The organism is Paracoccus saliphilus, assembly GCF_028553805.1.
Classification (GTDB): domain Bacteria; phylum Pseudomonadota; class Alphaproteobacteria; order Rhodobacterales; family Rhodobacteraceae; genus Paracoccus; species Paracoccus saliphilus.
In genome coordinates this window covers 1,858,067-1,884,587 of the sequence record NZ_CP067140.1, presented here as the reverse complement: position 1 = coordinate 1,884,587, position 26,521 = coordinate 1,858,067, and the positions used below count along the sequence as shown (strand labels likewise).

The window sequence follows — 26,521 nt, the reverse complement described above, 5'->3', positions numbered from 1 at the left end:
CAGACATAGGGACTTTCTGAAAACGTCGCCACGATCTGGCATGGGAACCGATGCATGATAGAAGCTGTGATTTTCGATCTCGATGGTCTGCTCTTGGATACGGAGCGCCTTGCTTTGGAAACCGGGGTGGAGGCTCTGGCCGCTCTGGGACACCCCGTGCCTCTGTCCGTCCTCCAAGGGGTGATCGGATTGGACGATAAAGCGGGTCACAAGCTCATCTGTGGCTGGCTTGAGAAGGAACTGCCCTATGATGACATCTACAAGCCTTGGGATGACGCCTTCCTATCCATGATGGCAACAGGCATCCCGTTGCGGCCAAGGGTAAAGGATACGCTGAATTTGCTTGATGACCTTAATTTTCCTTGTGCCGTTGCGACCAACAGCAAGACGGATGATGCTCTATGGAAGCTCGAGAAAGCTGGTCTGGAAGGTCGTTTCGATGCTGTTGTCGGCCGAGATATGGCAGGTGGCTCCAAGCCCTTGCCGCACGTCTATGTGTTTGCGGCCAGCCTTTTAGGCAAAGAGCCTTCGGTCTGCCTCGCCCTTGAAGACAGCGACGTGGGGGTGCGCGCCGCTCTGGCCGCCGGGATGAGGGTTGTTCAGATTCCCGACCTGGTGCCCTCGCAAGAGGGCGCTGCCCATCATGAAGCCGATAGTTTGATGGCGGCGTTGGTTTGGGCGGGCATAACTGAAAATTTGGTATCCGGTTAGTTCGCTTCCTGATCATTCAGCGAGGTTACTTCCTGAACATCTTTACCCTCTCCAAACGCGTCGCATTGCTGGCCTCACTCCTCAGTCAGCGAGTGATTATCTACTGCGGTCAATTCGAGCTAATCTGATCGGCACAGCCGTGAACCAAGACACATCAAGCTGACCACCAACCCTATACGTCGTCCCGACCGTGAAAAATCCGATCCTGGTATCTGTCGCCTCTGTGGCCAAAGCTTGCGAGAGCGAGAGCGAGAACGGCCGTCGGGATGAACACCGCCCCGACACCGTCGACGGCATCGGACAGTAGGCCGCCCAGCAGTGGCAATGCGAATGCGACAAGGTAGCCTACGAACGTGATCCCGCCCGTCAAGCGCGCGACATTCGTTTCTTCGGTCACGACCGGCGGCAGCGCACACGACAGCTTACGCCGGAATACAACCGATCCGTCGGACCCGGCCCCATGCGCCTGAAATACGTTCTTGGCCAAATCTAGGCCGATGATGCTAACATCGTCCATGGACGCTCTCCTCGTAGAGGTGTTTCAACACCCGCTACCTTGGCACATTAAATGCTGCCGGGGCGTCCACACCATCGCTTCCTGACAAACGGTGTGAATGAATTCGCCAAAATGTGTCCATCATGGCCTCCTTACCACAAAATTAGCGAGGGAGGCATCCAAGAAACATGGGGCAATTCATAGCGATATCTCGGCTTCCATATAGGTCACAGCATTTCCCCCCAGAAGGACGCGATCATTGGTTAGCTCACAGGTGAGCCATCCCCCTCGTTTTGAGGCCTGATGACCTACGAGCTTGTCACGGCCTAATTGCCCTGCCCAATAGGGCACGAGAGTCGCGTGGGTTGAACCTGTAACCGGATCTTCTGGAATACCCGCACTAGGAGCAAAGCAGCGAGAGACGAAATCCGCCTTCGCGCTCTCGACTTCCTGCCCGGTCACGACAAGGCCGAGTGGGTCAATCTGGGTAATTGCAGCAAAGTCGGGAACAAAGCTGCACACGGCATCCGCGCTGCCGAGATCGGCAAATATGTTCTTAAAGTTGCGGAATACCTTTGCCGGTGCCGAAGAAAACATTCCTTTCAACTCTGGCGGCAATGCATCAATAACCTCTGGCGGCATGCTAGGAATATCAAGTTGGTATCTACTGGCATCTTTCGACGCGCGCAGTTGTCCAGCTTGAGTATGGAATACGATTGCGGCAGACGCCCCAAAGTTGGTGAACAGAATATGCGCCGTAGCGAGAGAGGCGTGGCCACAGAAATCGAGCTCCTGTGTCGGAGAGAACCAGCGTAAATCCCAAGTCCCGTCCGCGCGAGGATTGACAAAAGCCGATGCAGCAAGGTTGTTCTCCTGCGCGATCGCCTGCATAAGATCGTCCGGCAACCAATCTTCAAGCACCAGAACAGCGGCGGGATTCCCAGTAAAGAGCCGGTCAGTGAAGGCATCGACCTGATATATGCGCATGAGAACTCCTTAGATGATAGGCTCATCGTAGCGTTATGCATGCCCCCAAGGCTAGCCCATCAAGGTCCACAAAAGGCTCGGAGCCGACATCGGACCTTTCTTGTCGGGGCGGACAGCCCCAACTGACACGAGCGCCGGCTGTGCGGGACGAGGGAGACTTTAGGATATAAGCTTGCGCCTTTGGCTCTATGCTGGGGTGTTAGTCCAGCACCGCGTTCCTGAAAGCAGCTGACAGAGCGACCAACGCTTCGCGCGAGCGGTGATTGCCGCCCCTCGAATGAAGCACCACCGGCAGGCGCGGCAGTTTGGGAAGTCCGAGCCTGGGCCCGACATCGACCGCTCCGAATGGCAGCATGCGGCGGGCCAGCGCTGAAACGCCAAGACCGGCCATGACTGCGGCAGAAACGGCCATGACACCCCCGCCCGTGAACGCTTCGACCCAAGGCACATCGGCCTCGTCGAGCAGTTGCCCGGCCATCAGACGCACTCCGCAAGGTTCCGGCATCGTCGCGAGGGGCAGCGGCTCACCGGCGCGATGCTGCCATTCCGGTGCGGCGAACCAGCCGAATTTTTCCTCCGCGATCACCTCCCCATCGTCCCGCCCATGATGCTGACGCACGATTACCGTGTCGCATTCCCGCCGATCGAAGCTGCGCAACAAATCGTCCGAGGAACCGATCCGAATGTCTATCAGCAATCGTGGGTCCTGCGCATTCATGCGCGCGATCAGCATGGGCAGTTCCGGCCCGGCAACATGATCACTGATGCCGATCGTCAGACGCTGCCGGGCTTGGGAAAGCACATTGATCGCGCGGTCATGCGCGCTCAGGAGCGTGCGCGCATGCTCAAGGAACGCCACACCCTGCGCCGAAAGCGCCACATGACGCGGCGTTCTGTCGATCAAGCGGCAGTTCAGGCGCTCTTCGAGACGCTTCAGTTTCAAACTCACTGCCGACTGCGTTGTCTGCGTGGCCTCTGCCGCGCGCGTGAAGTTGCCAAGTTCGGCAATGCGAACGAAGGCTCGGACGGAATCCAGATCGAGAGGACGGTCAATCATTTGTATTTCATATCACAGCTATTCATAGCCATAAAGAAACGAAATGCTATAGCGTCGCAGCGAACCACCACCCAAAAGGACACGCGATGCCCCTCGTCACCATCTCACTGCAGACCGGAAAGCCGGAAAGCTACCGGCAGGCCATCTTCGACGGCATCTATCAGGCCATGCGTGACACGTTCAACGTGCCTGAAGACGATCAGTTCATGACCATCGCTGAGCATGACCCTGCAAATGTCCGCTATGGTGCGTCCTATCTCGGAATCGAGCGCAGCGCCGATGTGGTGTTCATCCAGATTAGCGCCATGAACACCCGCACCTCAGAGCAAAAAAGGGCCCTATACCGACGGATCGCCGAATGTCTCGGCGAGAAACCGGGTATCCGATCGGAGGACGTGTTTGTGAACATTGTTGAGGGCGTGAAAGAAAATTGGTCCCTCGGCAATGGACTCGCACAATATGCCTGAGCTGCGATCCAATTGAGAGCCGACGGCTAAGACGGCTCAGGGCTCGAAGCCGTCATCCGAACTTTATTGTCGGGGCGGACAGGCCCTAACATATACGAGCGGCGGCAGCACGGACGAGGCTGGCTTTCACTCATTTGCACCCGTCAGCGTCTGCTCGGCCGGCTCAGCACCCCCAAAAGTCCAGCAACACCGATCAGGCAAGTGCCCAGAATAACCGGCAAGCCGGGAAACGTCCCGAAGAAAAGCGCGGCCCAAACTGTGGCGAACCCGAGATACAAGAAATCGAGCCCTGCCACGACGACAGTCGGTCCGAGCTGATAGGCCTGCGCCAACAGCACGTGGATCACGATGGAGATGACCGCCAGAAGCGCAACTACCGTCGTATTGTCCGAGTCGAGCGGTGCCCAGGCTGTTAGGAGGAACGGATAGATCTCCGGACTTGCGATGAGTGCCGAGAGACCAATCCCGGCAAGACCGGTGGCAGCGAAGACGAGGTTCAGGGAAAAGGTCAGCACCCAAGGATCCACGTCGCCCATCCTTCCCCGCGTTGCGATCATTGCCAACGCATAGCAAAGCGCTGAGGCAAGCGGGATCAGGGCGAACAGCGAGAAATCGTCCCCCGCCGGTCTCAGCACTATCAGGACGCCGATAAAGGCAACGATCACTGCGCCCCATTGGGCGAGCAAAACAGGCTCACGCAAAAGCAAGCCGGTGAACAGGACAATAAACAGTGGTCCCGTGTAATAGACGGCGGAAACCACTGGCAGCTCCAGAACCGGCAGTGCTGCATAAAAGAAGACATACATCGCCACGATCAATGTGGACCGCAACAACACCCACCTGTTCAATGCCGGACGCAGCCGATCACAACCGGTCCGAGCAATTAACGCTGCGAGCAGTGGCAGGATCAGAAGCGAGCGCAGGAGAAAAAACTGCCAGAGGGGCAGCCCTGCACTCAACAGCTTCACCAGTGCATCCTGTAAGGCCATCAGCATCGTGGCACACAGGATCGCCGCCGGGCCTCCCAGACGAGAGAGATCGGGAGCGGTCCCCGTGACATTTCGGATCGCATTCAGCATAATTAGGTCCAGAGAATATAGTTTTCATCAAAAAAATGGACTTAAAATTCAGATGAGTCAACCGCGGAACAAGGACAGCAACGCGCCGAGCGGGGGAGTGCGCGACACGCACGAGATCGTCGGGGCGCGCATGCGCGAGCTTCGCAAGGCCAAGGGGATGACCCTGCAACAACTTGCAGGAACAACCGAGCTGTCAGTCGGCTATCTTAGCCAACTGGAGCGCGAACAGGCCGTGCCTTCAATCCGCGCCCTGAACACGATCTCCCGCTCCCTCGGCGTGAACATCAGCTGGTTCTTTCTCGACCCTGAGCGCAGGGCCGATCCGGAAGCCACGATCATCGTCCGCGCCGCCCGACGCTCTGCGCTCAGGTTCGAGTCTGGCATCCGGGACGAGCTCTTGTGCCCGTCGCTTGGCGGAAACCTGGAAATGTTGCTTTGCACCTTCGAACCCGGCGCAAGTTCCGGCGAGCTATATGCTCATGATGGGGAAGAGGCCGGCTATGTCAGCGAGGGGCAGCTTGAGCTTCGGATTGATGACGAAACCTACCTTTTGAACGCGGGAGACAGCTTTCATTTCGATTGCAAGCGCCCGCATGGCTACGGCAATCCCTCCGATCAACGCACAGTTGTCGTTTGGAGCGTGACGCCGCCGCACTACTGATTGATGGTTTTCTATCGTGAATGTCGTGGAAAGGCTTGGAGCCGACATCTGACCTTTCTTGTCGGAGTCGGTTGATCTGATCCCAGTTCCTCGCCGGCTAATTGTATAGGTCGTCGATACCAATGCCCACCTGCAACTCACCGTCGAAACGAGAACCCGTGGTCCTTGCCTCCAGCCTTGTGATGGCCTGCTCGTAAGCTTCGGGTGAGAGTGGCATGTAGCCGGTGAAATGCACCCAATTCTGCAGCTCTCCCAGATAATCGCGCAGAAACCCCGCCAGTTCAGGCTTGCCGTCGAGAGAGGTCACGTTGACATAAAGAAACAGCGGCCGGGCGAGTGGCTGATAGCGACCTGCCAGAACTTCGCGCAATGATGGGTGGACTGGCCCGTCGTCTGTATCGACGCCCAGATCCTTGAGTTCTTCCCAGTGCCGGAAATAGGCACCCACGCCGAAGAAACCCAAGGCACCCGGATCGGCGGCAATGCCGCTGGCCAGCTCTTCTTCGTCTTCGCTGGCCGTGTAATCGCTTCGGCTGGCGCGGGTCTCGCCCACCACGACATTGGTGAAATAGTCATAGGTGCCCGAATCCTGGCCGCGACCGAAAAGAACTACCGGACGATCCGGCCAGTCCTCGCGAATGTGCTGCCAGGTTGTGATCGTGCCCTCGGCCGCCGGTTCCCAAAGCTTGCGCAGCTCTTCGATTGTGATCGAATCCGCCCAATCATTTTCCGCATGGACGACGACGGCAAGAGCGTCGAAGGCAATGGGGAGTTCGATATAATCGATACCGGCTTCGGCGCAGGTCACAATTTCCTCGGCATTGATCGGACGCGAGGCGTTGCTGATATCGGTTTCGCCAGCACAGAAACGCCGGAAGCCGCCCGTCGTGCCGGAGAAATTGATATCCGCGTCTATCCCGGCACGTCGGGTGGCTTCGAGCGTAATCGGATAGACGGTGCTCGAGCCATCTGCCGTGATCTGCTGTGCATGCATCTCACCGGCAGAGATAGCACCAATGACAGCTACTGTCGCAGCAAGCGGGGCTTTCGCTGCCGGACCATTCGAGAAGACCACTTTGAACATCAGTTCTTACCCCGAAGCTCTGTCAGCACCTGCTGGAAAAAGGCTTTGACCTCCCCCCAATCAACCTGAGAGCGTTCGAGATGCAGTTCGAGTGCGTCGATCGCTTCATGCTGTTCGCGTTGCTCACGCTGTTCAAGCTCATCCCGAATATTCGCGATATTCGCCTCGGTGTCGTCGAGAATATCTTTCAATTCCTGTTTTGTCATGCGGCTGAGATTTGTCATGGCGGTTCCTCAGAAAAGCGACGTGATGCCAACCAGTAGCAGCGGCAAGATGATGAACATGCCCAGCACCCAGGCGGCCGCATAGATTTTGTTCTCGGCGGCCAATCCGGCCAGCCAGTCGGCACCGATCAGCGGCAGATTGCGTAAAAACGGAAGACCGAAGATCAGGACCACTGCGGCGATATTGAATATGAGGTGGACAAAGGCGATTTCCAATGCATGAATCGCCACCGCGCCGGAAACCGCAGTTGCCGCGAGCAAGGCTGTGACACAGGTGCCAATATTTGCCCCCAACATGAACGGATAGACCTGCTTGGTGGTAAAGGTGCCGGCACCGACGAGTGGGACCATCAGACTGGTCGTGGTGGATGACGACTGCACGAGGATCGTCACCAGCGCCCCTGACCCGATGCCCGTTATCGGGCCGCGCCCGATGGCGGCATGAAGGACGGCCTTCGCCTTGCCGATCATCAGGACCTTGAGCAGCTTGCCGATATAGCTGATGGCAAGGAAAATCAGGGCCAGCCCGATCAGCACCATGGCCAGCCCGGCAAAGATACCGGGAAGCACCCCGGCCACACCTTCGAGTGTTTCGACCAGCGGCTGTGTCAGCGTTTTCATGAAGTTCATGCCGGACATGGACATATCAGCGTCACCCAGGAACAGCCCGGCGGTCGCTTCACCGGCCCGCTCAAGCGGGTGAAACAGGATTTCCAGCGGCAGGAAGATGGCGACCGCGATCAGGTTGAAGAAGTCATGGACCGTGGCCGCGGAAAACGCGCGGCGAAATTCGCTCTTGTCTCGGACATGGCCAAGGCTGACCAGGGTATTGGTCACCGTGGTCCCAATGTTCGAGCCCATGATCATCGGCACGGCAATCGCGACCGGAAGCCCGCCCGCCACCATCCCGACGATCAGGGAGGACACGGTGGAGGATGACTGAATCAATGCCGTGGCGACAATACCGATAACCAGTGCAACGAAAGGATTGGACGCAAACGAGAACAGTTCCTGCGCCTGCCCACCTGTCGCGGACTTGAATCCGCTGCCGATTAGACTGACGGCGCAGATCAGCACATAGATGAGCGCGATGACTGCCATCCATTGCAGGAAGCGGCCTGTTCCTGGAGCAGCTTCACGTTCAACCGACTCAACCTGCGACATTGTTCCCTCGCCTAGCTTGTGCCGTTTCACGCTAGGGGCGAACAATGACGATGGTGTGACGGGCCTCGTTTCATGGTGTGGTGCCGTCGGGAGGGGGTAGCTGCGTCATCAACCGAGCCAAGATGCAATCGTGAAATGGATCACGAAAACGCAAGAATAACGTCTTGCTTGCAGGGGCAATGCGCTCGGGAAAGTCATTGTCGGCCATATAGTAGCCCAACTCATGGACGGAGTTACCACGACGATTCACAAAGCGTCACACAAGGGCCATCAGGTTGTCGCAGAAATGATAATCTCGCGGACTAGTCATCGCCCCATATCAAACTGGGGGCTTATATGTTTCGTCTAACTCTTACATCTTCCATCGCCATGGCGCTCTGCACCGGCACGGCCTGGTCTCAGGTTCTGCCGCAGGAGCAAAGTGAGTATTTTACAGCAGGCAGGGACCTGATCGCCGAGCGCGTGGCACTGCAGCCGAACACGAACAAGGCTAGGAATGTCATCCTCTTCGTCGCCGACGGCATGGGCGTGGGCACCAATTATGGCATCCGCCTTTACAAGGGCCAACAGGAAGGCGGGCTGGGTGAGGAATACAACCTGCCCCATGACCTGTTCCCGCATTCATCGCTGATCAAGACCTACAACATTAACGCCCAGACCCCGGACTCTGCACCGACCGCCGGCGCGTTCAACACCGGCGTCAAGCAGGTCTTCAATACCATCAATATGACCGAAGACGTTCTGGTTGATCAATGCGGCACCGGCACGCCCTTGACGACCTTCGCCGAGATGGTGTCCGAAGAGGGTAAGTCGGTCGGCGTCATCTCGACCGCGCGTGTCACTCACGCCACCCCCGCCGCCGCCTATGCCAAGACGCAAAGCCGTAACTGGGAGGCCGAAGCTCCCGAGGGTTGCAGCGACATCGCCACTCAGATGATTGACGCGGTCGAGGCCGGCACCGTCGACTTCGTCATGGGCGGCGGCGCCCGGGCCTTCGCTCCCGAGGGGGCAGATATCGGCAATGGCCTGATCGGAAGTCGATCAGACGACGTGGACCTGATCGCCCGGGCCCGTGATCTGGACGTTTCGGTCGCCACCAGCATGGAAGAGGCAAACGCCATCGATCTGACGATCGATGCGCCGGTAATTGGTCTCTTTGCCGGCAGCCATATGGCCTATGAACATGACCGCCCAGAAAGTGAGTTGTCGCTGGCCGACATGACCGGCAAGGCCATCGAATACCTGGGCAAGAACGAGGATGGCTTCTATCTGGAGGTCGAGGCTGGCCGCGTCGATCACGCCAACCATGACGGCAACGCGCACCGCACCTTCACCGACGGCGTGGCCTTCGTCGAGGCGATCCAGACCGCCATCGACACGACCGACCCGGAAGAAACGCTGATCATCGTTACCGCCGATCACGAACATGCCATCGTCTTCAATGGATATTGCGGCCGCGGCACGCCGATCACCGGGCTTTGCCATGACATCGCTTCGGGTCAGGTCGCGCATTCGGACGAGTTGGTGATGGGCAGCGACAACAAGCCATTCACCGTCGTTACCTTCGGCAACGGCCCCGGCTCGATCCTGATCGAGCAGGAAGACGGCACATTCAGCGGTTCCCGTCCCGATCTTACGCAGGAAGAGGTGCTGGACCCTGACTACCTGCAGCAGGCACTTATCCCTGCCTCGTCGGAAAGCCATTCGGGTGTAGATGTGGCACTGTGGGCGCAGGGCCCCTGGGCGCATTTGTTCGGTGGCACGATGGATCAGGAAGCCATCTTCCACGTGATGAATCACGCAGTCTTCGGCCAGACTGAGTAACGACCAATCACATGAACACGAAAGGTCCGGGGAACCTGGACCTTTCGCATGGCTGCAACACAGGCAAGACCGGCAACTACTATGCGACCTGTATCAGCTGAACGGAGAATGACGATGCAACGACGCAATTTTCTTGCCCTCGCCCTGGCCGCGCCCACCCTGACAACCCGCGCTTTTGCAGATGAGCCGCAGGTCCGGCTGCGCGAGCTCTATAACAAGGACATGAGCTTCACCGAGTTCGCCACCTCGAACGAGGGCAAGCGCGTCGCCATCGAGGGGTTTATGGCACCCCCGCTGAAGGCCGAAAGTAACTTTTATGTGCTAACGAACCGCCCGATGGCCGTCTGCCCTTTCTGCTCGTCCGAAGCCGAATGGCCGAACGATATCCTGGCCGTCTATGCCCAGCGCATCGTCGACGTGATTCCCTTCAACGTCAAGATCGTCACCCGCGGGACACTTGAACTGGGCACCCATACGGACCCCGAACTGGGCTTCGTCAGCCGCGTCCGCATCGTCGATGCCGTGCAAGTGCGCGCCTGACCTCATGACTCTTGGCCTGAGCATCTCTGGATTGCGCGTCTCGGCCCCCTCAGGGCGCATCCTTCTGGACGTGGAGGCGCTGGACTTCGCACCCGGCACCTGCATCGGTCTGCGCGGCCCCTCGGGCGCTGGCAAATCGACCTTTCTCTTAACGATTGCCGGCCTGATCGAAGCCATGTCAGGCCGTGTCACCTGGGGCGATGATGATTTGCTGGCCATGTCAGCCCCTGCCCGTGCCCGATTTCGCCGCCAGAGGATGGGGCTGATTTTCCAGGACTTCCTGCTATTCGAGGAACTGTCGGCCGCCGCTAACGCCGCCCTGCCCGGCGCCTATGCCAGCCGCACCCGCCAGCGCGGCATCCGCGGCCGTGCCGATGTGCTGCTGCAAAAGCTCGGCATCACCCACGGAGCGCGCACCGTGGACAGCTTTTCGGGCGGCGAGCGTCAGCGCGTCGCAGTAGCCCGCGCGCTGGCCGGCGATCCGGCTATCATCCTGGCGGATGAGCCCACCGCCAGTCTTGATCGCACAGCGGCGGACCGGCTGACAGACGATCTTCTAGGGTTGGTGCGCGAGGAAGGAAAGACCCTGATAGCCGTCAGCCACGATCCGGCGCTCCATGCGTGCATGGATCGTGTCATCGACATTGTGGACGGGCGTATCAGTCAGGACAGGGCCGCCGCATGAGCCCGCTTGCCCCCCTGTTCCGCGCCGTCGAATGGATGCCGGTCCTTTGGCAGGATATCGCTGTGCTATTCGCACTTCTGTTGCCCGCGTTAATTGTCGGCGCGTTTGTGCTGGCCGGATTTCGCCCCTACATGCTGGTCCGGGCGATGCTGTGGCGCTTCCGCTGGACGAACCTGATCTTCATGTCGCTAATCGCCGTTTCCATCGGCATCGGGGTTGCACTGATCGCGCAGGAACGCGGGCTGCGTCAAGGCACGGCCCGCGCCGCCGATCCGTTTGATCTGATCGTCGCCGCACCGGGCAGCGAGATCACGATGCTGTTTGCCGCTGTCTATCTGCGCCCTTCGGACGTGCCCCTGCTCTCCGGCGAGGTCTATGACCACGTAGCCAGCGCCGAGAATGTGTCGCTGGCCGCACCGATCGCCTTTGGCGACAGCTACAACTCGCATCCCATCGTTGGCTCAACCGCCGAGTTCGTCACCCATATGTCGCCGCAATTGGCTGAGGGCCGGCTCTTCGACAATTATTGGGGCGCTGTCGTCGGCGCCCGCGTCGATCTGTCAGTCGGTGACGTTTTCGAGCCAGCGCACGGCGTGGGCGATGCCGCCGAACATGATGCCCATGGTGGCGCAGAATACCGGGTTGTGGGCCGGATGCAGCCCACGGGCTCCCCTTGGGACCGGGCCATTGTCGTGCCCGTCGAATCCGTATGGGAGATCCACGTCCTGCCCACCGGCCACGCGCCTGACAACGCGGATCAGCTTGGCCCGCCCTTCGATCCCGGCTATTTTCCCGGCACGCCTGCGATCCTCGTCTCGGCCGAGCAGCTTTACGCCAATTATGCCCTGCGCGCCGAGTTCACGACCGCCGAGACAATGGCTTTCTTCCCCGGCTCGATCCTTGCCAGCCTGCATTCTGTGATGGGCGACGTGCGACAGGTCATGAGTCTCATGGCCATTGTCACGCAGATCCTGGTCACCATCGGCATGATGGTCGGGTTGGTCACGCTGACACGGCTCTTTGCGCGCCGCTTAGCCCTCCTGCGTGCGCTTGGCGCTCCGGCGCGGTTCGTCTTTGCCATCGTCTGGTCCTATACTGCCACGCTGATCTTCCTTGGCGCGGCGGCGGGGATCGCTGTGGGCTTTGTCGCCGCCGCGGTCATCTCACGAATCGTGACCGCTCGCACCGACATACTGGTGAACGCAACCCTCTCTTGGTCCGAATTCCAACTTGTCGCGGCCTTTGTCAGCGTCACCGTCCTTCTGGCGCTGATCCCTGCCGCCATCGCCCTCTCACGACCTGTCGTGGCCGATCTACGTAACTAATCCCAAAAGGTATCCCGATGCTCCGCACCACCCTGCTGACCCTGATCATACTGTCGGCGCCCGCGCTGGCGCATGACGATCATCGCCATGACCAAGACGAACACGAACATGTTGCCGAGGCTGCCGGTATCCGAGCTGTCCATGCTTGGGTGAACGCGACCGCCGCCTCCGAGGCGATGGTCTATCTGGACCTGGAAAACACCTCAGACGAGCCAGTGACCCTGACCAGCGCCAGCACAGATATCGCGTCGTCTGCCCGCATCGTGGGCCTGTCGAACAGTGGTGGCAAACTGCGGTTCGAACCAATCCAGCAGATGCCAATCGCGCCGGGAACCAGGATGACATTCGCCCCGAATGAGTTGGCCATCCAGTTGAAAGGTCTGACGCAGCGACTCGAGGAACATGACACGTTCCCGGTGACACTGAATCTGGCCGGCCCGCAACTGGAAATCGTAGTCGAAGTGCATTCCGCCACGGCGATACAGCACAGCCACATGGGCCATCAACACTAGCCGATGGACGAGATTTGGTGGTTCCGATACCGTGGTGTTGTCCTGATTGAAGCGCATAACGTGTGAGCTTCTCTCGAAACCGAGCACAAGGTGATATGGCAGGCCGAAATGCGAGTGAGACGATGACGGGTATGATGGGCTATGGTCATAATGCGAAGAAGCTGGCGGAACAGTATGAAAGCATCACGTTCTTCGACATACACCGAGATGTCCTTCACTTATTTCCTCAATCTCCCTTTCGTGTCCTTGACGTTGGTGCCGGGTCTGGTCGCGATGCAGCTGCACTTGCCGCTGACGGGAATACAGTTGTAGCCGTCGAACCTACAGCCGAGTTACGACAGGAAGGGATGCGAATTCACGCGGGAAAAGCGATCAACTGGGTTGATGACCAACTTCCGCATCTTACGAACATTCATGCGCATCACGCGCCCTTTGACCTTATTCTCTTGACGGCGGTCTGGATGCACCTGAACGAAGCTGAGCGATACGACAGCATGGCATCGATAGCCGGTTTGCTCAAGCCAGGCGGAAGAGTCAGCATGTCCCTGCGACATGGTCCGGTGCCACATGGCCGAAAAATGTTCGCGGTTTCGGCGGCGGAAACCACGTTGTTGGCAAGCTCTTTCGGTCTCCGTTCCGTCCTCAATGTTGAGCGCGAGGACATGCTCGGTCGAAATGATGTTCGATGGAGCTTCATGGTTCTTGAGAATACCACCTACTTAGGCTCCACCCCTATAAATTTTAGATCCAGAAGATCATGATTGCGGCCAGGATGATGGCGTTCAGGAAGGATATCACCGCATCGCTCGAATCGTGTCGCGACATATGTGAAGCGTCAGAAAACAGTCTGGGGACTGTTTTCTGACGAACGGTTGAATACGCCGCATCTGTTGCGTGCTCAGTCAGAAATATTGCTTGTCTCTTTTGCTCATGACCAGTGTGAATCACTCAACACGCTGTCAACGGCGGCGTAAAAACCGGCCATTGGGCGGCGCAAAATCAGGCCAGTTTGCGCGCGTTGCCGAACAGCGGGAGGGCGTAGCCCGAGCGCTGTTCGGCAACGCGCGTATCGCCTTTTTGTCAGGGGTTTCGGCTGGTCTTTCGGGCGCGGCTTTGCGCCAGCCGATAGCTCTGGCCATTCATTTCGAGAATGCTGACGTGGTGGGTCAGCCTGTCGAGAAGCGCGCCGGTGAGGCGTTCGGAGCCGAATGTCTCGGTCCATTCGTCAAAAGGCAGATTGCTGGTGATCATCCCCGGATCGGTGCGAGCACGATCACCACCTCGCGGCTGATCGCTCTCGATCGCCAGGCAGGCTGGGCCCGCACCTACAGCCGTTGGTATCGGCTTGGTGAGCCTTTCTCCGAATTTGAAGCCAATGTCGCGCGGGACCTCAAGATCTCGGAGGCCCGGAAGGGGTTGGTGAGCTTTGAACTCGCGGGTTTCGTCGCGGTCGACGACGACAATCTGGTCGATCGCCTGATGGCCGCGTTCATCGCCCGTGTGCAAAACCATCCGCGGCGCCGAGAAACTCTCCTCCACGATCCGGATCTTCTCCGCATCCGTCCATCGACGGCGCCGGCCGGTATCCGTGACCGAAAGGACTTCCACTCGGGACATGAAGCTATGGTCTGCCATAGCTTCAGGGTCTTAAACGAAATCCAATCACTTGCTCAGGCGGCGCTCACCGGAGGCATACAATCCAGTGACCTACAGGACGGGAATTTCTGGGGGTGGTGGGGGCGTTATTTCGACATGGGTGAACAAGTTTGGAAAGAGGCGCTCGCGGTAGGCAAGGGGAAAACCGATGCGAAGCATGCCCCTGTGACCGCTGGATTTCAGAAAGCCCGATTTCAGGAGTTCCGAAATATCGTTACGTGCTGCGCGCTCTTTTACGCCAACGATGCCCGGCACGTCGCCCCGGCTGATCTCTCCATAGCGCAACACGTGCTCTACCAAGATTTTTGATCGGACCTGTCCCGGCATCAGATCGTCAAGCAATGCCGAATAGCGCGACCGAAGGTCGCGGAGATCCAGCATGGCATTCGTAAACCGGATCTGGTCCAGCATGATGGAAAGAAACCATGCTGTGAATTGCTGTAAAGTGGCCAATGAAAGATTGCCACGACCATCAAGGTCACCACGACGTGGCTGGTCCGCCCCATCCATCCTCTGCATATATTCACCCGGCTCGTGTAACCCCCGTGCCAACCCCCGACTGATTGACCACAGCCCATGGCCTCCGATCTCGGCTTTCTGGATCATGGCGTGGGTCATCAGGCGGCTGACACGCCCATTCCCATCGAGAAATGGATGGATATAGTTCAACCGGTGATGGGCGGCAGGAATCGAAAGGAGCCGTCCGATTCGTCCCCGCGTCAACCCCCAGTAGCGTGTCTCGAAATGGCGCATAAAATCATCGATTCTGCTGGCCGACGGTGGTAGGTGGCGTCCGACTGCTACTTCTTGTCCCTCCAATCGAAACTGACCAGGCACAACGGGCTCCCTGCGTCCTGCATGTTCGACGAAGCGAAATTCTTCGGGCATCTCCATATAGAACCGTCGATGTATCTCCCTGAGGAAATCAACGGAAAAGGGAACTTGCAGGCGATCTGCGCGTGCTTCCATGTCGATCCATTCCTGAACGCGGACATGGGCTGCAGCTTCTTCGGCCAAGGGGCGGTTCTCGATTTCCTCGATACGACCTGCGAGTGCTGCCTCGATATCTGCGGGCCGTGTGTTGTGGCCTTCAATCAGGTTCGAGTAGTAAGCGTTCATTACCCGCATCATCGCACGAAGTTCTGCTGCGCTATCCGGATGAAGCAACCGACCGATCTCTTGTGCCTCTGACTGGATGGTCAGCATGAGGTCACCCAAGGCGACCGGGATGTTTTCTTCGATGCCGCAAGGTTCAATGCGTGCCGGAGTTTCGACCATTTCGTGCCGGTTCCAAAGTTTAAATTTCTTATTTTATTATAGCTTTTTACCGCCACATAAACAAGAGACGTGCCGGTTCCGCGTGCCGGTTGGCAGGTTGGTGTCTTTTCATCCTTTCGCGAGTTCACCATGGCGATCATGGCAGATGATCTGGATCGGACCGTTCGGCCACCCAGAGAGTCAGCACCGACAAGCCGGATGCCTGTTGATCCGACGTCTGCCTTGCAGCCGCTCGACATCTCGTTCCGATCGCTCCAATTTCGTTGTCCATGTTTTCGATCCGCTCTTTGCAATATGATTCTATAATGAGACCACTTGCTGGACCGTCTACACCCTACGTAGCATGGTCGAGCGCTGCTTCAACAAGCTCAAAAACACTCGCAGGCTCGCCACGCGTTTCGACAAGACCGCCAGCAGTTTCCTGGGCTTTGTCGACATCGCAAGCATCAGGCTATGGCTACGACATTTGTCAACATGACCCAAAATCCTACGAAGATGTGGCTTGAAGCAGCCCGTTCTCTTCAATTAGGTGCCCATCACTCCGCGCCTTCTCGATACCTTCGACAATCCGTCGTCGAAGAACATCACTGGTCGCCTTAAAGCCTAGACCACGTGATATCTCAGTAACGAGTTGCTCGGACGTTGCACCGAAATTTGCTTCCACAAGTGCTAATGCACCTACAACTATTTCCTCGAGCGAAACAGCTTCCGGTTTGCGCACGCCGGCCGATGTGGCACTGGATCGGTTCCTCAGCACTGGTTGTCGCCCCTCGATCGAAACGAAATCTCCCGAGCGTTTGATGGATCCCTTCCGCTCAGCCAAATCGACAGCAGCTGCGATGGCATCGCGAATACGGCCTCCCGCGCGCTTCAACCCCCAAGCTTCTCGTATCCTGGTTACCACCTCGTCGAAACACACGGGCCCTTCGATCTCCACTACTTTCTCGACATACTCTATCAGAATACCGCGCGGAACTTCGTGTAACTCAACAGAAACATGGTCATCACGCTCGAGAACTGCCTCTTGGTAGAGATTCACAGCCCCTTGCTCTGGGGTAAGTTCATGTGCCTCTCCGGCTTCCATTCCCACAAGGGTAATATCCCCCATATCCTCGTAAGTGAATGTAACTACGGGTTTTTGACGCTTCGCCTCCCGTGTCTCATCTTCCGCCTTCGCAGCCTCGATGGCCTCGATTACCCGGGATAGTTCCTGTTGAGGGCGTTGGAACCAATCGGTGCTCCAGATCCTGTGGATCAGCCATCCATGGCTTTCAAGGACAGATTGGCGCAGGCGATCCCGATCCCTGGCCGATAGTGCGTCGTGATAGGACGCCCCGTCGCATTCGATACCCAGGAGATAGCGCCCTGGGCGTTGCGGGTCCGAAACGGCAAGATCAATGAAGAAACCGGCAAGTCCGACCTGCCGGTGAACCTGGTAGCCCTTCTCATGCAACGCGTTGGCAACCTGTTCCTCAAAGACGCTGTCATGATCTCGTCCTGTTGCCTCCGCCATGGTTAAACGCCCGGTTCGAGCAAATTGCAGAAACATCCGGAAGGCGAACACACCCTTGCGAGACTGTGCAAAATCCGGATCGATATCCTCATCGGTCAGCGATGCAAAAACCTCGCATCGCTGCTTCGCGCGGCTGATAAGCACGTTAAGCCGCCGTTCGCCGCCCTCCGAGCCCAACGGACCAAACCGCATGGGCACCCGGCCACCAGGAACCGTTGGGCCATAGCCTACCGAGATGAAAATCACATCCCGTTCATCGCCCTGCACGTTTTCGAGATTCTTGACGAAGAAGGGCTCCGCAGGATGCGCGAGGAAGAAACCTTCGGTTTCCGGTTGGGCGCGCCGAAGGAGTTCGAGTTCGTCGAGGATAGCTCGTCGCTGCGCCACCGAGAACGCGGCTACGCCGAGCGAAAGTTCAGGGAATTCGAGTGCGTGTTGAATGATCGCACGCGCGACGACCCGAGCTTCAATGATGTTGCATCTTTTTCCGCCTGTATCGAAGATACCGTCGGGAATATGGTGGAACCTGAGCCCCATCCCCGCCTCGGCCGTGTAGGGACTTGGGACTACGAAGAGCTTACTTTCGTAAAACTGGCGATTGCTGACGGCAATCAGGGACTGATGGCGACTACGATAGTGCCACCGCAACATTCGCATCGGCAATCCGCGGGCCGTAAAGAGGCCTAGAATACTCTCGATGTCCGCAACACGGCCACCATCATCTTCATCGTCATCCCCTCCCCCCGTCATTCGCGCGAAGAACGAAGTAGGTGGTAGCTGACGCGGATCTCCCACAACCACGACCTGCCGTGCCCGTGCCACTGCGCCAAGCGCATCGACAGGCTGAATTTGACTCGCCTCATCCATCACCAGGAGATCGAACTCCATGACTCCAGGCGCCAGAAATTGTGCCACAGAAAGCGGACTCATCATGAACACAGGCTTCAATGCCTGAAGTGCGGGACCTGCCCTCTCAACCAGCTTCCGTATCGGCATATGTCCGCGACGCTTCTGGAGCTCATTCCGCAAAACACCGAGTGGACCAATCGCGCCCCCGTCACGCGGAGGCATCTGGTTATGATGTGATTTCACGGTTTCATCTGCCGATACGCGGATACGCAAGAGATCAAGTTCTGAGAATTCGGCGACTTTTTTCGAGTGAAGCGTTCCGTCAAACCGAGCGATCTCCGGTTCAATTCGGGCCAATTCCGCATAGAGCGCCTCATAATAAGCCATCTCGAAGGCCGAGATGACTCTATCTGGCGCAAGCCTTCCATCCGACAATCGATCAACAATATCTCTGCAACCGAGTGCTCGCCCCTTTTGTGCACGATCGCGGTAGGCAGTCCATTGAAACAAGCTCTCCCCTGCCTCACTCCAATCGAAAAGACGTTCGGTGACACGAGCCAGTGGAATTTCTTCTGACGCTTTGCCAAAAGCTTTCGTCAAATCCAATTGAAGATCAGCTGCGATGCTGTCGATATCATTCCCGATCTCTTCAGCTTTTTCTTCGATTTCTGCCGCGAGCGCTGCTGTTTCTTTTCTCTCCACAAGGCGACCGGCAAGATTGAGAATGTCGACATTCTCCGACACCCATTGCGTTGCATTCCGCAGTTCTGACCAGTCAGATTTTATGCCTGTCCAGAGTGCGCCAAAGGCATCACCAGCAAACACGGCTAATTCGTCAATCCGGCGCGTCGTAACCTGCCCCTCATCAAGTAGATCGAGAAGTTTAAGACGTTCCCCAAGGCTGGGCGGAGATTGAACAAACATCGCTCTGGTGACGCGATCAGCCTCTGCCAATCTGTCTGCCGTTGCAGCAATATCGGCTGTTGATGTGCTTCCCACTGGCTCTCGCAACAGACGCGACAAAAGGTCGGCACACTCTTTTATACGAGATATTTTCTCGAGTTGGCCAGACAGTCTCGCCACCGCACTCCGATCAGGTTTGCGACCGATAATCTGGCGCACGTCAGAGCCTGCATCACCGAGCTTTGCCATCCACTCCACAACCGTCTCAAGTTGAGAGGTATCCGAACGCTCACCGCGCCATAATCCTCCAAACGCGGCCTGTGCAATGGCCTCATCCTTGCTTGTCTCCATAAGTGCCGCCTTGCCCTGTTGAAGGCGGTCCAGTTGAGCAAGTGTTGCATTGAGGTCTTGATCCGGGCTGGCAAGACAGGACCGGACCAGACGGTTTGCCCGGCGCCACTCACCGCTGAGCGCGCGAAGTAAACCCGTGCCATGAGAAGCGAGTGTGCTGCGTGCTGCGACAAGGTCGGTGGACCAAGCTGCATCTGCGAGTTTTCCACTTAGCTCTTCCCTGGCAGCCTGATAGTTGCGTAGTGCCGCCACCACGTCGGCCGGCACGAGAGAATCTTCTTCCCACACCGGATCAGAGAGCGCAGCCCCCGAGACGGAGGGTGCGACCGCAATACATTCGCCCACTCGGGTCAACCTGACCATGTCATCGATAGTAGCTGGGCTGGCCTCGCTCAGCTGCTCTGCGAGACTGATGGAGACTTCAATTGCGTCTGGCAATATTCGTGCCAGTTCACCGATTACCTCGAAATCTGCTTCTGTGGTCGTTGCGGAGAGCGCATCGAGCGCTCCACGCGCCTCAGCAAAATCATTCTTCCAGGCTTCGTCATGAAAGCGCCCGAAGAGTGTTTGCCTGATATTGGTGAGCGCCTCACCCGCCTCGACAACTCCAATCAGCTTTGTGCGATCACCGTTCCACTGTGGCGCTGCCAATACCTCAGGAGGAAGCGGCGCTGAATTAAGACGATGCGCGAGTTTCACCAGCGGTGGCACATCCCTCCAGCTCACGGGCACGGAGGTTTCAAGAGCTTCAGCGAGCTTCATCACCTTTGTTTCGAGCTCGGCACTTGTGCTTGAAACCCTCTTCAGGCGTGCCGTAAGTCGTTCCACCTCCATGGGCGTCACGGTTGAAAGTTCGACTCCATGCCAAAGGTGGGTCGACGGATTGCCAATCTCAAGCACGCGCTCGACGAGTTCGCGCAGGACGCTATGACGTTCGTCAAAGCCTTCCTTGTTCCAATTTTCTGGCGTATCGAGCTTGATATCGTTGGGCTGCTCTCCTGCCGCGCGCAACCGCACCAATTGTCCAATGACTTGATAGGGGCTGAGGTCCGAAACGGGATGGCGTTCATGCATTCGAGTTGCATGAGAGTTCAGTTCGTCCCGTAAATCCCGGAGACGTGCATTGAGCGATCCGATGTCACCGGTTCGCGGCGGCCCATTTTCCCACGTCCGACGGATCTCTTCGAGGACAGCTTTCTTGTTGGCCTTGTGACTATGCAATTCGAGGCAGGCGGCTCCGACGCCAGTAACGTCCAGTCTCCGTTTCACCACCTCAAGCGCCGCCATTTTCTCGGCAACAAACAATACGGTTTTCCCATCAGCTACAGCGGCCGCGATCAAATTGGCGATCGTCTGGCTTTTGCCGGTTCCCGGAGGCCCCTGAATTACCAGATTGCGGCCCTTGCGAACTTCATGGACAGCCAAGGTCTGGGAGCTATCGCTATCGAGAATATGGAGCATGTCCGAGGGCGGGATGATGTGATCTATCGAGACATCGTCTGGGATCAACTCCTCGGTGCCCTCGAAGCCATCCGCAAGCAGCCCTTTCAATAGCGGCTTTGAAACAATAGGTGCGCTGGTAGGCCAATTAGATGGATCGAGATCGCGATACATCATGAATTTGGCAAACGAGAAGAATCCGAGCACGATGACGTCACGCTCGACACCCCAACCTTCCTTACTATCAACTGCCTTTTCAACTGCATCCAGATAAAAAGGAAGATCAAAGGCGTCGCTGATCTCAACTTCGGGCAGACGAATACCGTGGAGTCGATCAAGAAAATTTTCGAGAGACAGGTTTGTTGCAAAATCCTCTGGCCGAGCTCGCAAGCGGAAGCGTTCTCCGGCGGTTCCGCGCTCCAGAGTGACCGGGATTAACAGCAAAGGGGCGTATCGGATGTTCTTTTTATCATTGGGATCGACCCACCGAAGAGCTCCAAGGGTCAGATATAAAACGTTGACGCCCTGCTCATCCTCAAGGGTGCGTGCATCGTAATAAAGATCCAAAAGACGTTTCTGCAGACCTTCAGGGGTAAATCGTGTCTGCAGTCGCGTATCTGAATGTCGGCCAGCAACGCCTCTAGAATCAACCTCGTCATCCTCCGGGAGGGCAAGATCCTTGATCACATCGGTGTCTTCGTCGTCCGACAGGGCTTTGTTTCCGTCGTCATTGCCGATAACATCGTCGGTCGTGGATGACGCCTTCCGGGACGGCATGCCGGGAACAAAGGTGAAAGCCTTGTTCTCGCCAACCAACAGTCGGAAAACCTCACCGCTTAGTTCATCGACGAGTTCGATGATCTTCGATCTCTTCCCTGATCTCGGCATATTTAGAAGGCGATTTCTGGCGGAAAGGTCTAGAAGTTCTGTCCTTGCGCGGTCTAATTTATCCGCAACCGATCCATTGCCGGAATATGAAGATTCACCAACACCGACTTTCAATTTATCCAAAACAGCCTCCGCCGATGTCGCCTTCAAAATACTTGTTCTGCACGAGTCGAAACTCACAACTTAATTTATTGCGCGATATTGCAAGCATTTCCAGACATTGTCGCCAACATTTCCACGTCGCTCTTTTAAGCCAAAGATGTCACACAGCGCTATTCACACTGGCTGAACAACGCCGGTTGAGGTTGGCACCGCCCCACCCCACCCTCCATCTGGATTTTTCTCGAATGACCATTGACGCCCTCAAGAAACCTGCGATATGGTTCCATAAGAACTTTATCCGCATGGAGTGGGCAGATGACAACGTCGGGAGAAATGGTCGCCGCTACGGCCGAACTGTTCGGCGTGAGCGCTGCGACGGTCGAAAGCATCGACCGCGCCCTGTCTGACGCCGGCTTGCGAAGAAAAGGCGGACGCGGCCGGTCGGCAGCAAAGATGTCCGGGCTGGACGTCGTGAATCTGAGCTTTGCGCTGATGCATGGAGTCGGAATGAAGGACGCTCCCGGAGTGGTGCGAAAAGTATCGCAGATGCCGCGTCAGGAAACCGATGTGCAGCGCTATGCGGATGCTTTGGGAAATCTGCCGCCCCTGTTGGAACAGGTGGAGCAATATGATCGGCATCCGGCCGAGCCTTCCGACCTGGGCAGCTTCAAAGCTGGCGCGGATCTGATTGAAGCGGAGAACTTCGGGACGGGAATCGCCGCCCTGGTAGATGCTATGGCAACTGGACAGTTCGATAATGCGGAAGATTTCGCCATCAATGTCCAGATGAATAGTGTCGGACCGACCGCGAAACTGGTCTACCGGGTTCCCGGCGAGGTTTTGCGGGTCGAATACCAGACGGTTGGCGATGATGCCGAACGTCCCGTGTTCGAGCGTAGCGTAAAACTGGACGAGGCGCTGATACGTCGGCTGGCGGAAATCATCCGTCCCGGTTGACCGGTCGTTGCCACAAGAAGAAATGGTAAGAGATCATGACCGAAGTTAGGCAAATGAAACTTCACTGCCCTCTCACCCAGTCCGGGTTCATACGCTGATCCATCCGGATCGGGCGCGAAGTTCGTCAAACTTTTCGCTCCTCAGGCTGTCGCGACAATCAACGAATCATCCGATAGAAACCGCGGCTGTTCGAGTCGTGCGGCGTGAGAATACCGGCATCTTCCATCGGTTCGTGCAAAAATTTGTGAATCCGGCATGCCGTTTTCGCATAAATACGAGACCGGCCCTGACCGGCACCTGATAACTGTCTGTCGTGGCATTGAAGGCATGGTCCACAAGACCTTCCCTCCTTTGCCTGATGGTCCGCACAAGAGTAGAAAGTAAATTCCAATTCTCACGTAAGACAATGATATTGCTATACTTCTTTCGCGAGCGCGAGCATTACGATACAGTGCAACTCGCTTAAGGACCTAAAATGAAAGGGGCGCAACGATGAAGACCTGACCCTGCAGATACGAAAACACCGGAATGTTGGTGCATCCCGGCGTGATCGTTTCGAGGCAGACCGAAGCCCGCCTATCAATGCTCTTTTTCCATAGCAGATCCCGCGACCTAACGCAAGGGATCCGCATGGGCAGCGGTTTTCCTCACCCATAGGCCCTTTTCCAGGACTGGCTGACAGGCTCACCCAACCTCGACCGTGAATCCGGCGAGGCGGGGACCGGCCCTTCATGCCCGTTTTCCGAGAAAGCGGTTCATCCGGATCAGCCCGAGGCTGTTCTGGTGCAAGCCTGCCACCGTCCGATTTCGGGCGGGGTCTAAACCTCTGTGAGAAAAAAGAAATGCTTCATATTTCTGGTGAAAACCCGGCTGGCTTTGCCATGCCGCTCCCCAGCACTGCGCACCGTTCCGTCGCGGTCACCTCCAAGGCCCATTTTTGCGGCCATGTCGTGATCGGTGACGGTTCAGGTCGCGGCGCTGTCTCCGGCTCCCCCGCCCGGATTGTGCAGGTGGAAAGCCATCTGGAACTCTGCTGGTGCCTCTGTCTCTCAATCCGCCCCGACATTGCCGATCTGCGCGAGCAAGTGGGTTTCGAATGGTTCGACGAGGACGGCGTGCGCCGCACCCACTACTTCGATCTGTTCGTGACCAGGACGGATGGAAGCCGGATCGCTTGTGCGGTCCGTCCCGCCGCCCGGGTTGGTGGCCGGTTCGGTCGGCAAATGCCACAGATCGCCTCCCAGCTGCGTGAAAGCCGCTTTGCCGATGATCTGCGTCTGCTGACCGATGCGGATCTCGATCCGGTCGAACTGCACAACGCATGGCTTCTGCACGCTATCCGCGCTGGTGATCCGGAAGCCGATACCATGGCCGCTCAGGTCCTGTCGGAAATGTCCGGCACCCCCACCCTGGCCGAACTCACTGATCGGACCGGCTTCGGAGCCGCCGGTTTCCGTGCACTGCTGCGGCTGGTTCGCAGCGGTCACCTTCACCTCCTCCGGGCTGAACGGATCACCCGGACCACCGCCGTCTACAAAGGGAACAACCTCTGATGCATATGTTCAATCTCGACTTCGACACCGACCGCCATCACTATGCTTTCGGCAAGCATGACCGCGTGACCATCGAGGGCACGGCCTACAGAACCGCGCCTTGCGGTCGAAACGAAGAAGGCTGGCTGCTGGAAATGGATGACGGTTCCGGCCGTTGCTGCAACTTCAGACATGAGGAGTTGAGCCGCCTGGGATCGATGAAGCGCATCCGGGTCGAGCATAACTTCTATGCCCCGGAGAGCGCGAAACACCGTCTTCTCACCGGAGGTGTGCTTGTCTCCGAGCTGGAGCCGAAATCTGGCGCTCGGGTGTCGAAAAAGAGCGCCTATATCGAGGCGTTCCTGGCGATGGAAAGCGAGAAGCGCATCAAGCGCACGGACGTTGTTATCAAAGCCAACGAGTTTGAGTTGCGCGGTCGAGCCATGGACTACGCGGCGCGGTTCAATGGTGGCGAAAATGTCCAGCACTCTCTGGATTTCAGCAAATGCCCTGCGCCGCGCACGCTGCGTCGCTGGCTGGCGGAATATCGGGCGATGGGCATGAGCGGCCTGATTGATGCGATGAACCGGCGCGGGAATCGCAGCCGATTCATGGGTCCCGAACAGCTGGCCATGATGATGTGCGAGGTCAATCGCTATGCCAGCGAAGACCGGCCGACCATGAAGAAGATCCATGAGAATGTCGTCGGGGCCTTCGAGGCGCGCAACGAGGAGCGCGTGGCAGAAGGCCTCCCTCCCTTCCCCATTCCGAGCTACGAGACCGTGCGCCGGGCAATCCACATGCTCGAGCCTTATGCGGTCGCGGTTGCACGTGAAGGCGTCGATGCTGCCCGCAAGAAGTTCATGCCGGTCGGCCAGGGCTTGCACCTGACCCGGCCGCTCGAACGGGTGGAAATCGACGAGAACACCATCGACATCATCTCGCTTACGGAGTCCTGGGGGCTGCTGCAGCTCCTGACTGATGAAGAGCGCAAGATTCTCGGCCTCGATGGGAGCAAGGCACGCTGGTTTGTGACCGTCGCCATCTGCGCCACGACGCGCTGCATCCTCGGCATGGCCTTCTCGCGCACTGCCAAGGAGAAAGCCTCGCTGCAGGTGCTGCAGATGATCTTGCGCGACAAGGGGAAATGGGCCGATGCCGCGGGTTCTCTCGGTTCCTGGGACATGCATGGCACCCCTGCGCTTATCGTCACCGACAATGGCCCGGCTTTCAAGTCGGAGCGCTTCCGGGTGGCTTGTGCGGATCTGGGTATCACCACGATGCGGGCTCCTGCGGGTCTGGCAGAGGTGCGTGCCCGCAATGAACGGTTCTTCTTTACCCTCAACACAGGCCTGCTGCCCCGTCTGCCAGGTCAAACCTTCGGCAGCATTCGCGAGAAGGGCGATGCCGATCCGGAAGCGCGCGCCGCGCTGACTTTCGACGACCTCGCCTTCTGCCTGGTGCGCTGGATCGTCGACATCTACCACAATACCCCTCATGCGGGGCTGGGCGGTGAGACCCCGCTTCATTGCTGGCGCCGCCTGACTCGCGAATGGGGTGTGCAGCCGCCGCCCGACAAGGATACGCATCGAGTGGTCTTCGGTGAGCGCTTGCCGCGCAAGCTGTCCAGGGAGGGGGTGACCGTGCTGGGTATGCGCTATCACTCCGAGGCACTGGCGCGCCTGATGGCCAGCAAGGAAGAGCGCAACGTCGAGGTCCGTTGGCATCCGGACGACATCGGCACGGTGACCGTCTATGCGGATAGGCAGAAATTCGAGGTCGGAACGGTCCTGCCGGACTTCGAAGGTGTCTCCGCCCGTCAGTGGGTGGCGGGCGTCCGCGAGCTGAAGGCAGCGAATGCCGAGCACAAGACTGCTGACCGTAAGGTGGTCATGGCGGCGATCAAGGCGATCGACGCGCGCAGCACGGCGGCGACCCGGCTGGCCGGCTTGCTGGTTGATGACTGGACGCCAGAGCGGATCAAGCAGGAAGAGGACCGTCTCTTCATCGGCTTCAACTGTGCCGACGACAAGCCGGCGCGGGCCGTTGCCACCGACGGTATCGGGCGCTCCATTCCCGGCCTGAAAACTCACCAGCCGGCCCCCGTTCAGTCGCTCGCTCCACCTGTCCCCGCCGGGCCGGTCCCGCCGCGCACCGAAGACCCCCATGCCGCCAACACCCCCAGTCAGACCGGTTCCGCGCATGCGGCGGATCCCTGGAAAATCACGGAGTAGCC

20 protein-coding genes and 5 pseudogenes are annotated in these 26,521 nt (G+C 57.9%); 14 read left to right on the top strand and 11 right to left on the bottom strand.

What is annotated here, in order from left to right:
* Window positions 1–54: 54 nt before the first annotated feature.
* On the top strand, window positions 55–711 hold the full coding sequence (locus JHX88_RS09000) for an HAD family hydrolase (RefSeq protein ID WP_076528410.1): 657 nt from the start codon (window positions 55–57) through the stop codon (window positions 709–711).
* Window positions 712–1,126: 415 nt separating this feature from the next.
* Here the strand turns inward: JHX88_RS09000 and JHX88_RS22455 are convergent.
* From JHX88_RS22455 to JHX88_RS08985, 3 genes and pseudogenes are all read right to left on the bottom strand, one after another.
* Window positions 1,127–1,228: pseudogene (locus tag JHX88_RS22455) on the bottom strand (IS110 family transposase); the annotation flags it as partial.
* A gap of 177 nt (window positions 1,229–1,405) precedes the next feature.
* Complete coding sequence (locus JHX88_RS08990) at window positions 1,406–2,194, bottom strand: PhzF family phenazine biosynthesis protein (RefSeq protein ID WP_076528406.1); 789 nt, start codon at window positions 2,192–2,194, stop codon at window positions 1,406–1,408.
* 199 nt (window positions 2,195–2,393) lie between these two features.
* Complete coding sequence (locus JHX88_RS08985; protein ID WP_076528404.1) at window positions 2,394–3,251, bottom strand: LysR substrate-binding domain-containing protein; 858 nt, start codon at window positions 3,249–3,251, stop codon at window positions 2,394–2,396.
* Between the two features lie 86 nt (window positions 3,252–3,337).
* On the opposite strand from JHX88_RS08985, the gene JHX88_RS08980 reads away from it, so the two are divergent.
* Window positions 3,338–3,718 carry a tautomerase family protein gene (locus JHX88_RS08980; RefSeq protein ID WP_076528402.1) on the top strand — a complete coding sequence of 127 codons (381 nt, stop codon included), beginning with the start codon at window positions 3,338–3,340 and terminating at the stop codon, window positions 3,716–3,718.
* 143 nt (window positions 3,719–3,861) lie between these two features.
* Here the strand turns inward: JHX88_RS08980 and JHX88_RS08975 are convergent, their stop codons facing one another.
* Window positions 3,862–4,797, bottom strand: coding sequence for a DMT family transporter (locus JHX88_RS08975; protein WP_084203306.1), 936 nt, complete (start codon window positions 4,795–4,797; stop codon window positions 3,862–3,864).
* Between JHX88_RS08975 and JHX88_RS08970 the strand changes: the two genes are divergently transcribed.
* The gene (locus JHX88_RS08970; RefSeq protein ID WP_272848225.1) at window positions 4,772–5,458 is read left to right on the top strand and encodes a helix-turn-helix domain-containing protein; all 687 of its coding nucleotides are present in this window, start codon (window positions 4,772–4,774) and stop codon (window positions 5,456–5,458) included. The two genes, JHX88_RS08975 and JHX88_RS08970, sit on opposite strands and share 26 nt — an antisense overlap.
* A gap of 97 nt (window positions 5,459–5,555) precedes the next feature.
* Here JHX88_RS08970 and JHX88_RS08965 read toward each other — a convergent pair whose 3' ends face one another.
* The 3 genes from JHX88_RS08965 to JHX88_RS08955 are packed head-to-tail and all read right to left on the bottom strand — an operon-like array spanning window position 5,556 to window position 7,930.
* A complete protein-coding gene (locus JHX88_RS08965) occupies window positions 5,556–6,542 on the bottom strand; it encodes a PstS family phosphate ABC transporter substrate-binding protein (RefSeq protein WP_076528398.1) in 987 nt (328 codons plus the stop codon).
* Entirely contained in the window at window positions 6,542–6,766 is a 225-nt protein-coding gene (locus JHX88_RS08960) for a hypothetical protein (RefSeq protein WP_076528396.1), read from the bottom strand. The genes JHX88_RS08965 and JHX88_RS08960 overlap by 1 nt, the downstream gene beginning before the upstream one ends.
* Window positions 6,767–6,775: 9 nt before the next feature.
* A complete protein-coding gene (locus JHX88_RS08955) occupies window positions 6,776–7,930 on the bottom strand; it encodes a Na/Pi symporter (protein ID WP_076528394.1) in 1,155 nt (384 codons plus the stop codon).
* A gap of 336 nt (window positions 7,931–8,266) precedes the next feature.
* Between JHX88_RS08955 and JHX88_RS08950 the strand changes: the two genes are divergently transcribed.
* The 6 genes from JHX88_RS08950 (at window position 8,267) to JHX88_RS08925 (ending at window position 13,577) form a co-directional block, all read left to right on the top strand.
* The gene (locus JHX88_RS08950) at window positions 8,267–9,754 is read left to right on the top strand and encodes an alkaline phosphatase (protein ID WP_076528392.1); all 1,488 of its coding nucleotides are present in this window, start codon (window positions 8,267–8,269) and stop codon (window positions 9,752–9,754) included.
* Between the two features lie 114 nt (window positions 9,755–9,868).
* Window positions 9,869–10,294 (top strand): hypothetical protein, encoded by a 426-nt coding sequence (locus JHX88_RS08945; RefSeq protein ID WP_076528391.1) that lies wholly within the window; start codon window positions 9,869–9,871, stop codon window positions 10,292–10,294.
* A gap of 4 nt (window positions 10,295–10,298) precedes the next feature.
* A complete protein-coding gene (locus tag JHX88_RS08940; RefSeq protein WP_076528389.1) occupies window positions 10,299–10,979 on the top strand; it encodes an ABC transporter ATP-binding protein in 681 nt (226 codons plus the stop codon).
* A complete protein-coding gene (locus tag JHX88_RS08935; protein WP_076528387.1) occupies window positions 10,976–12,304 on the top strand; it encodes an FtsX-like permease family protein in 1,329 nt (442 codons plus the stop codon). Before JHX88_RS08940 ends, JHX88_RS08935 begins: the two co-directional genes overlap by 4 nt.
* Window positions 12,305–12,321: 17 nt before the next feature.
* Entirely contained in the window at window positions 12,322–12,816 is a 495-nt protein-coding gene (locus JHX88_RS08930) for a copper chaperone PCu(A)C (protein WP_076528385.1), read from the top strand.
* A 122-nt stretch (window positions 12,817–12,938) separates the two neighbouring features.
* Window positions 12,939–13,577 (top strand): class I SAM-dependent methyltransferase, encoded by a 639-nt coding sequence (locus tag JHX88_RS08925; RefSeq protein ID WP_076528382.1) that lies wholly within the window; start codon window positions 12,939–12,941, stop codon window positions 13,575–13,577.
* A 319-nt stretch (window positions 13,578–13,896) separates the two neighbouring features.
* Here JHX88_RS08925 and JHX88_RS08920 read toward each other — a convergent pair.
* A pseudogene (locus tag JHX88_RS08920) lies at window positions 13,897–14,067 on the bottom strand (ATP-binding protein); the annotation flags it as partial.
* On the opposite strand from JHX88_RS08920, the pseudogene JHX88_RS22310 reads away from it, so the two are divergent.
* Window positions 14,053–14,265 (top strand): annotated as a pseudogene (locus JHX88_RS22310) (DUF6634 family protein); the annotation flags it as partial. The pseudogenes JHX88_RS08920 and JHX88_RS22310 overlap by 15 nt on opposite strands.
* A gap of 78 nt (window positions 14,266–14,343) precedes the next feature.
* On the opposite strand, the pseudogene JHX88_RS22450 reads toward JHX88_RS22310, so the two are convergent.
* Window positions 14,344–14,451, bottom strand: a pseudogene (locus tag JHX88_RS22450) (IS66-like element accessory protein TnpA); the annotation flags it as partial.
* 72 nt (window positions 14,452–14,523) lie between these two features.
* A complete protein-coding gene (locus tag JHX88_RS08915) occupies window positions 14,524–15,750 on the bottom strand; it encodes a Fic family protein (RefSeq protein WP_076528379.1) in 1,227 nt (408 codons plus the stop codon).
* A 322-nt stretch (window positions 15,751–16,072) separates the two neighbouring features.
* Between JHX88_RS08915 and JHX88_RS08910 the strand changes: the two are divergent.
* A pseudogene (locus tag JHX88_RS08910) lies at window positions 16,073–16,228 on the top strand (IS5/IS1182 family transposase); the annotation flags it as partial.
* Between the two features lie 9 nt (window positions 16,229–16,237).
* Here JHX88_RS08910 and JHX88_RS08905 read toward each other — a convergent pair.
* On the bottom strand, window positions 16,238–21,817 hold the full coding sequence (locus JHX88_RS08905; protein WP_076528377.1) for a DUF3320 domain-containing protein: 5,580 nt from the start codon (window positions 21,815–21,817) through the stop codon (window positions 16,238–16,240).
* Between the two features lie 294 nt (window positions 21,818–22,111).
* Here JHX88_RS08905 and JHX88_RS08900 point away from each other — a divergent pair, with 294 nt between their 5' ends.
* The 3 genes from JHX88_RS08900 (at window position 22,112) to JHX88_RS08890 (ending at window position 26,519) form a co-directional block, all read left to right on the top strand.
* Window positions 22,112–22,753 (top strand): hypothetical protein, encoded by a 642-nt coding sequence (locus tag JHX88_RS08900; protein ID WP_141225930.1) that lies wholly within the window; start codon window positions 22,112–22,114, stop codon window positions 22,751–22,753.
* An 842-nt stretch (window positions 22,754–23,595) separates the two neighbouring features.
* Window positions 23,596–24,306, top strand: coding sequence for a hypothetical protein (locus JHX88_RS08895; RefSeq protein WP_076528373.1), 711 nt, complete (start codon window positions 23,596–23,598; stop codon window positions 24,304–24,306).
* Window positions 24,306–26,519, top strand: coding sequence for a Mu transposase C-terminal domain-containing protein (locus JHX88_RS08890; protein ID WP_076528371.1), 2,214 nt, complete (start codon window positions 24,306–24,308; stop codon window positions 26,517–26,519). The genes JHX88_RS08895 and JHX88_RS08890 overlap by 1 nt, the downstream gene beginning before the upstream one ends.
* The last annotated feature ends 2 nt before the right edge of the window (window positions 26,520–26,521 follow it).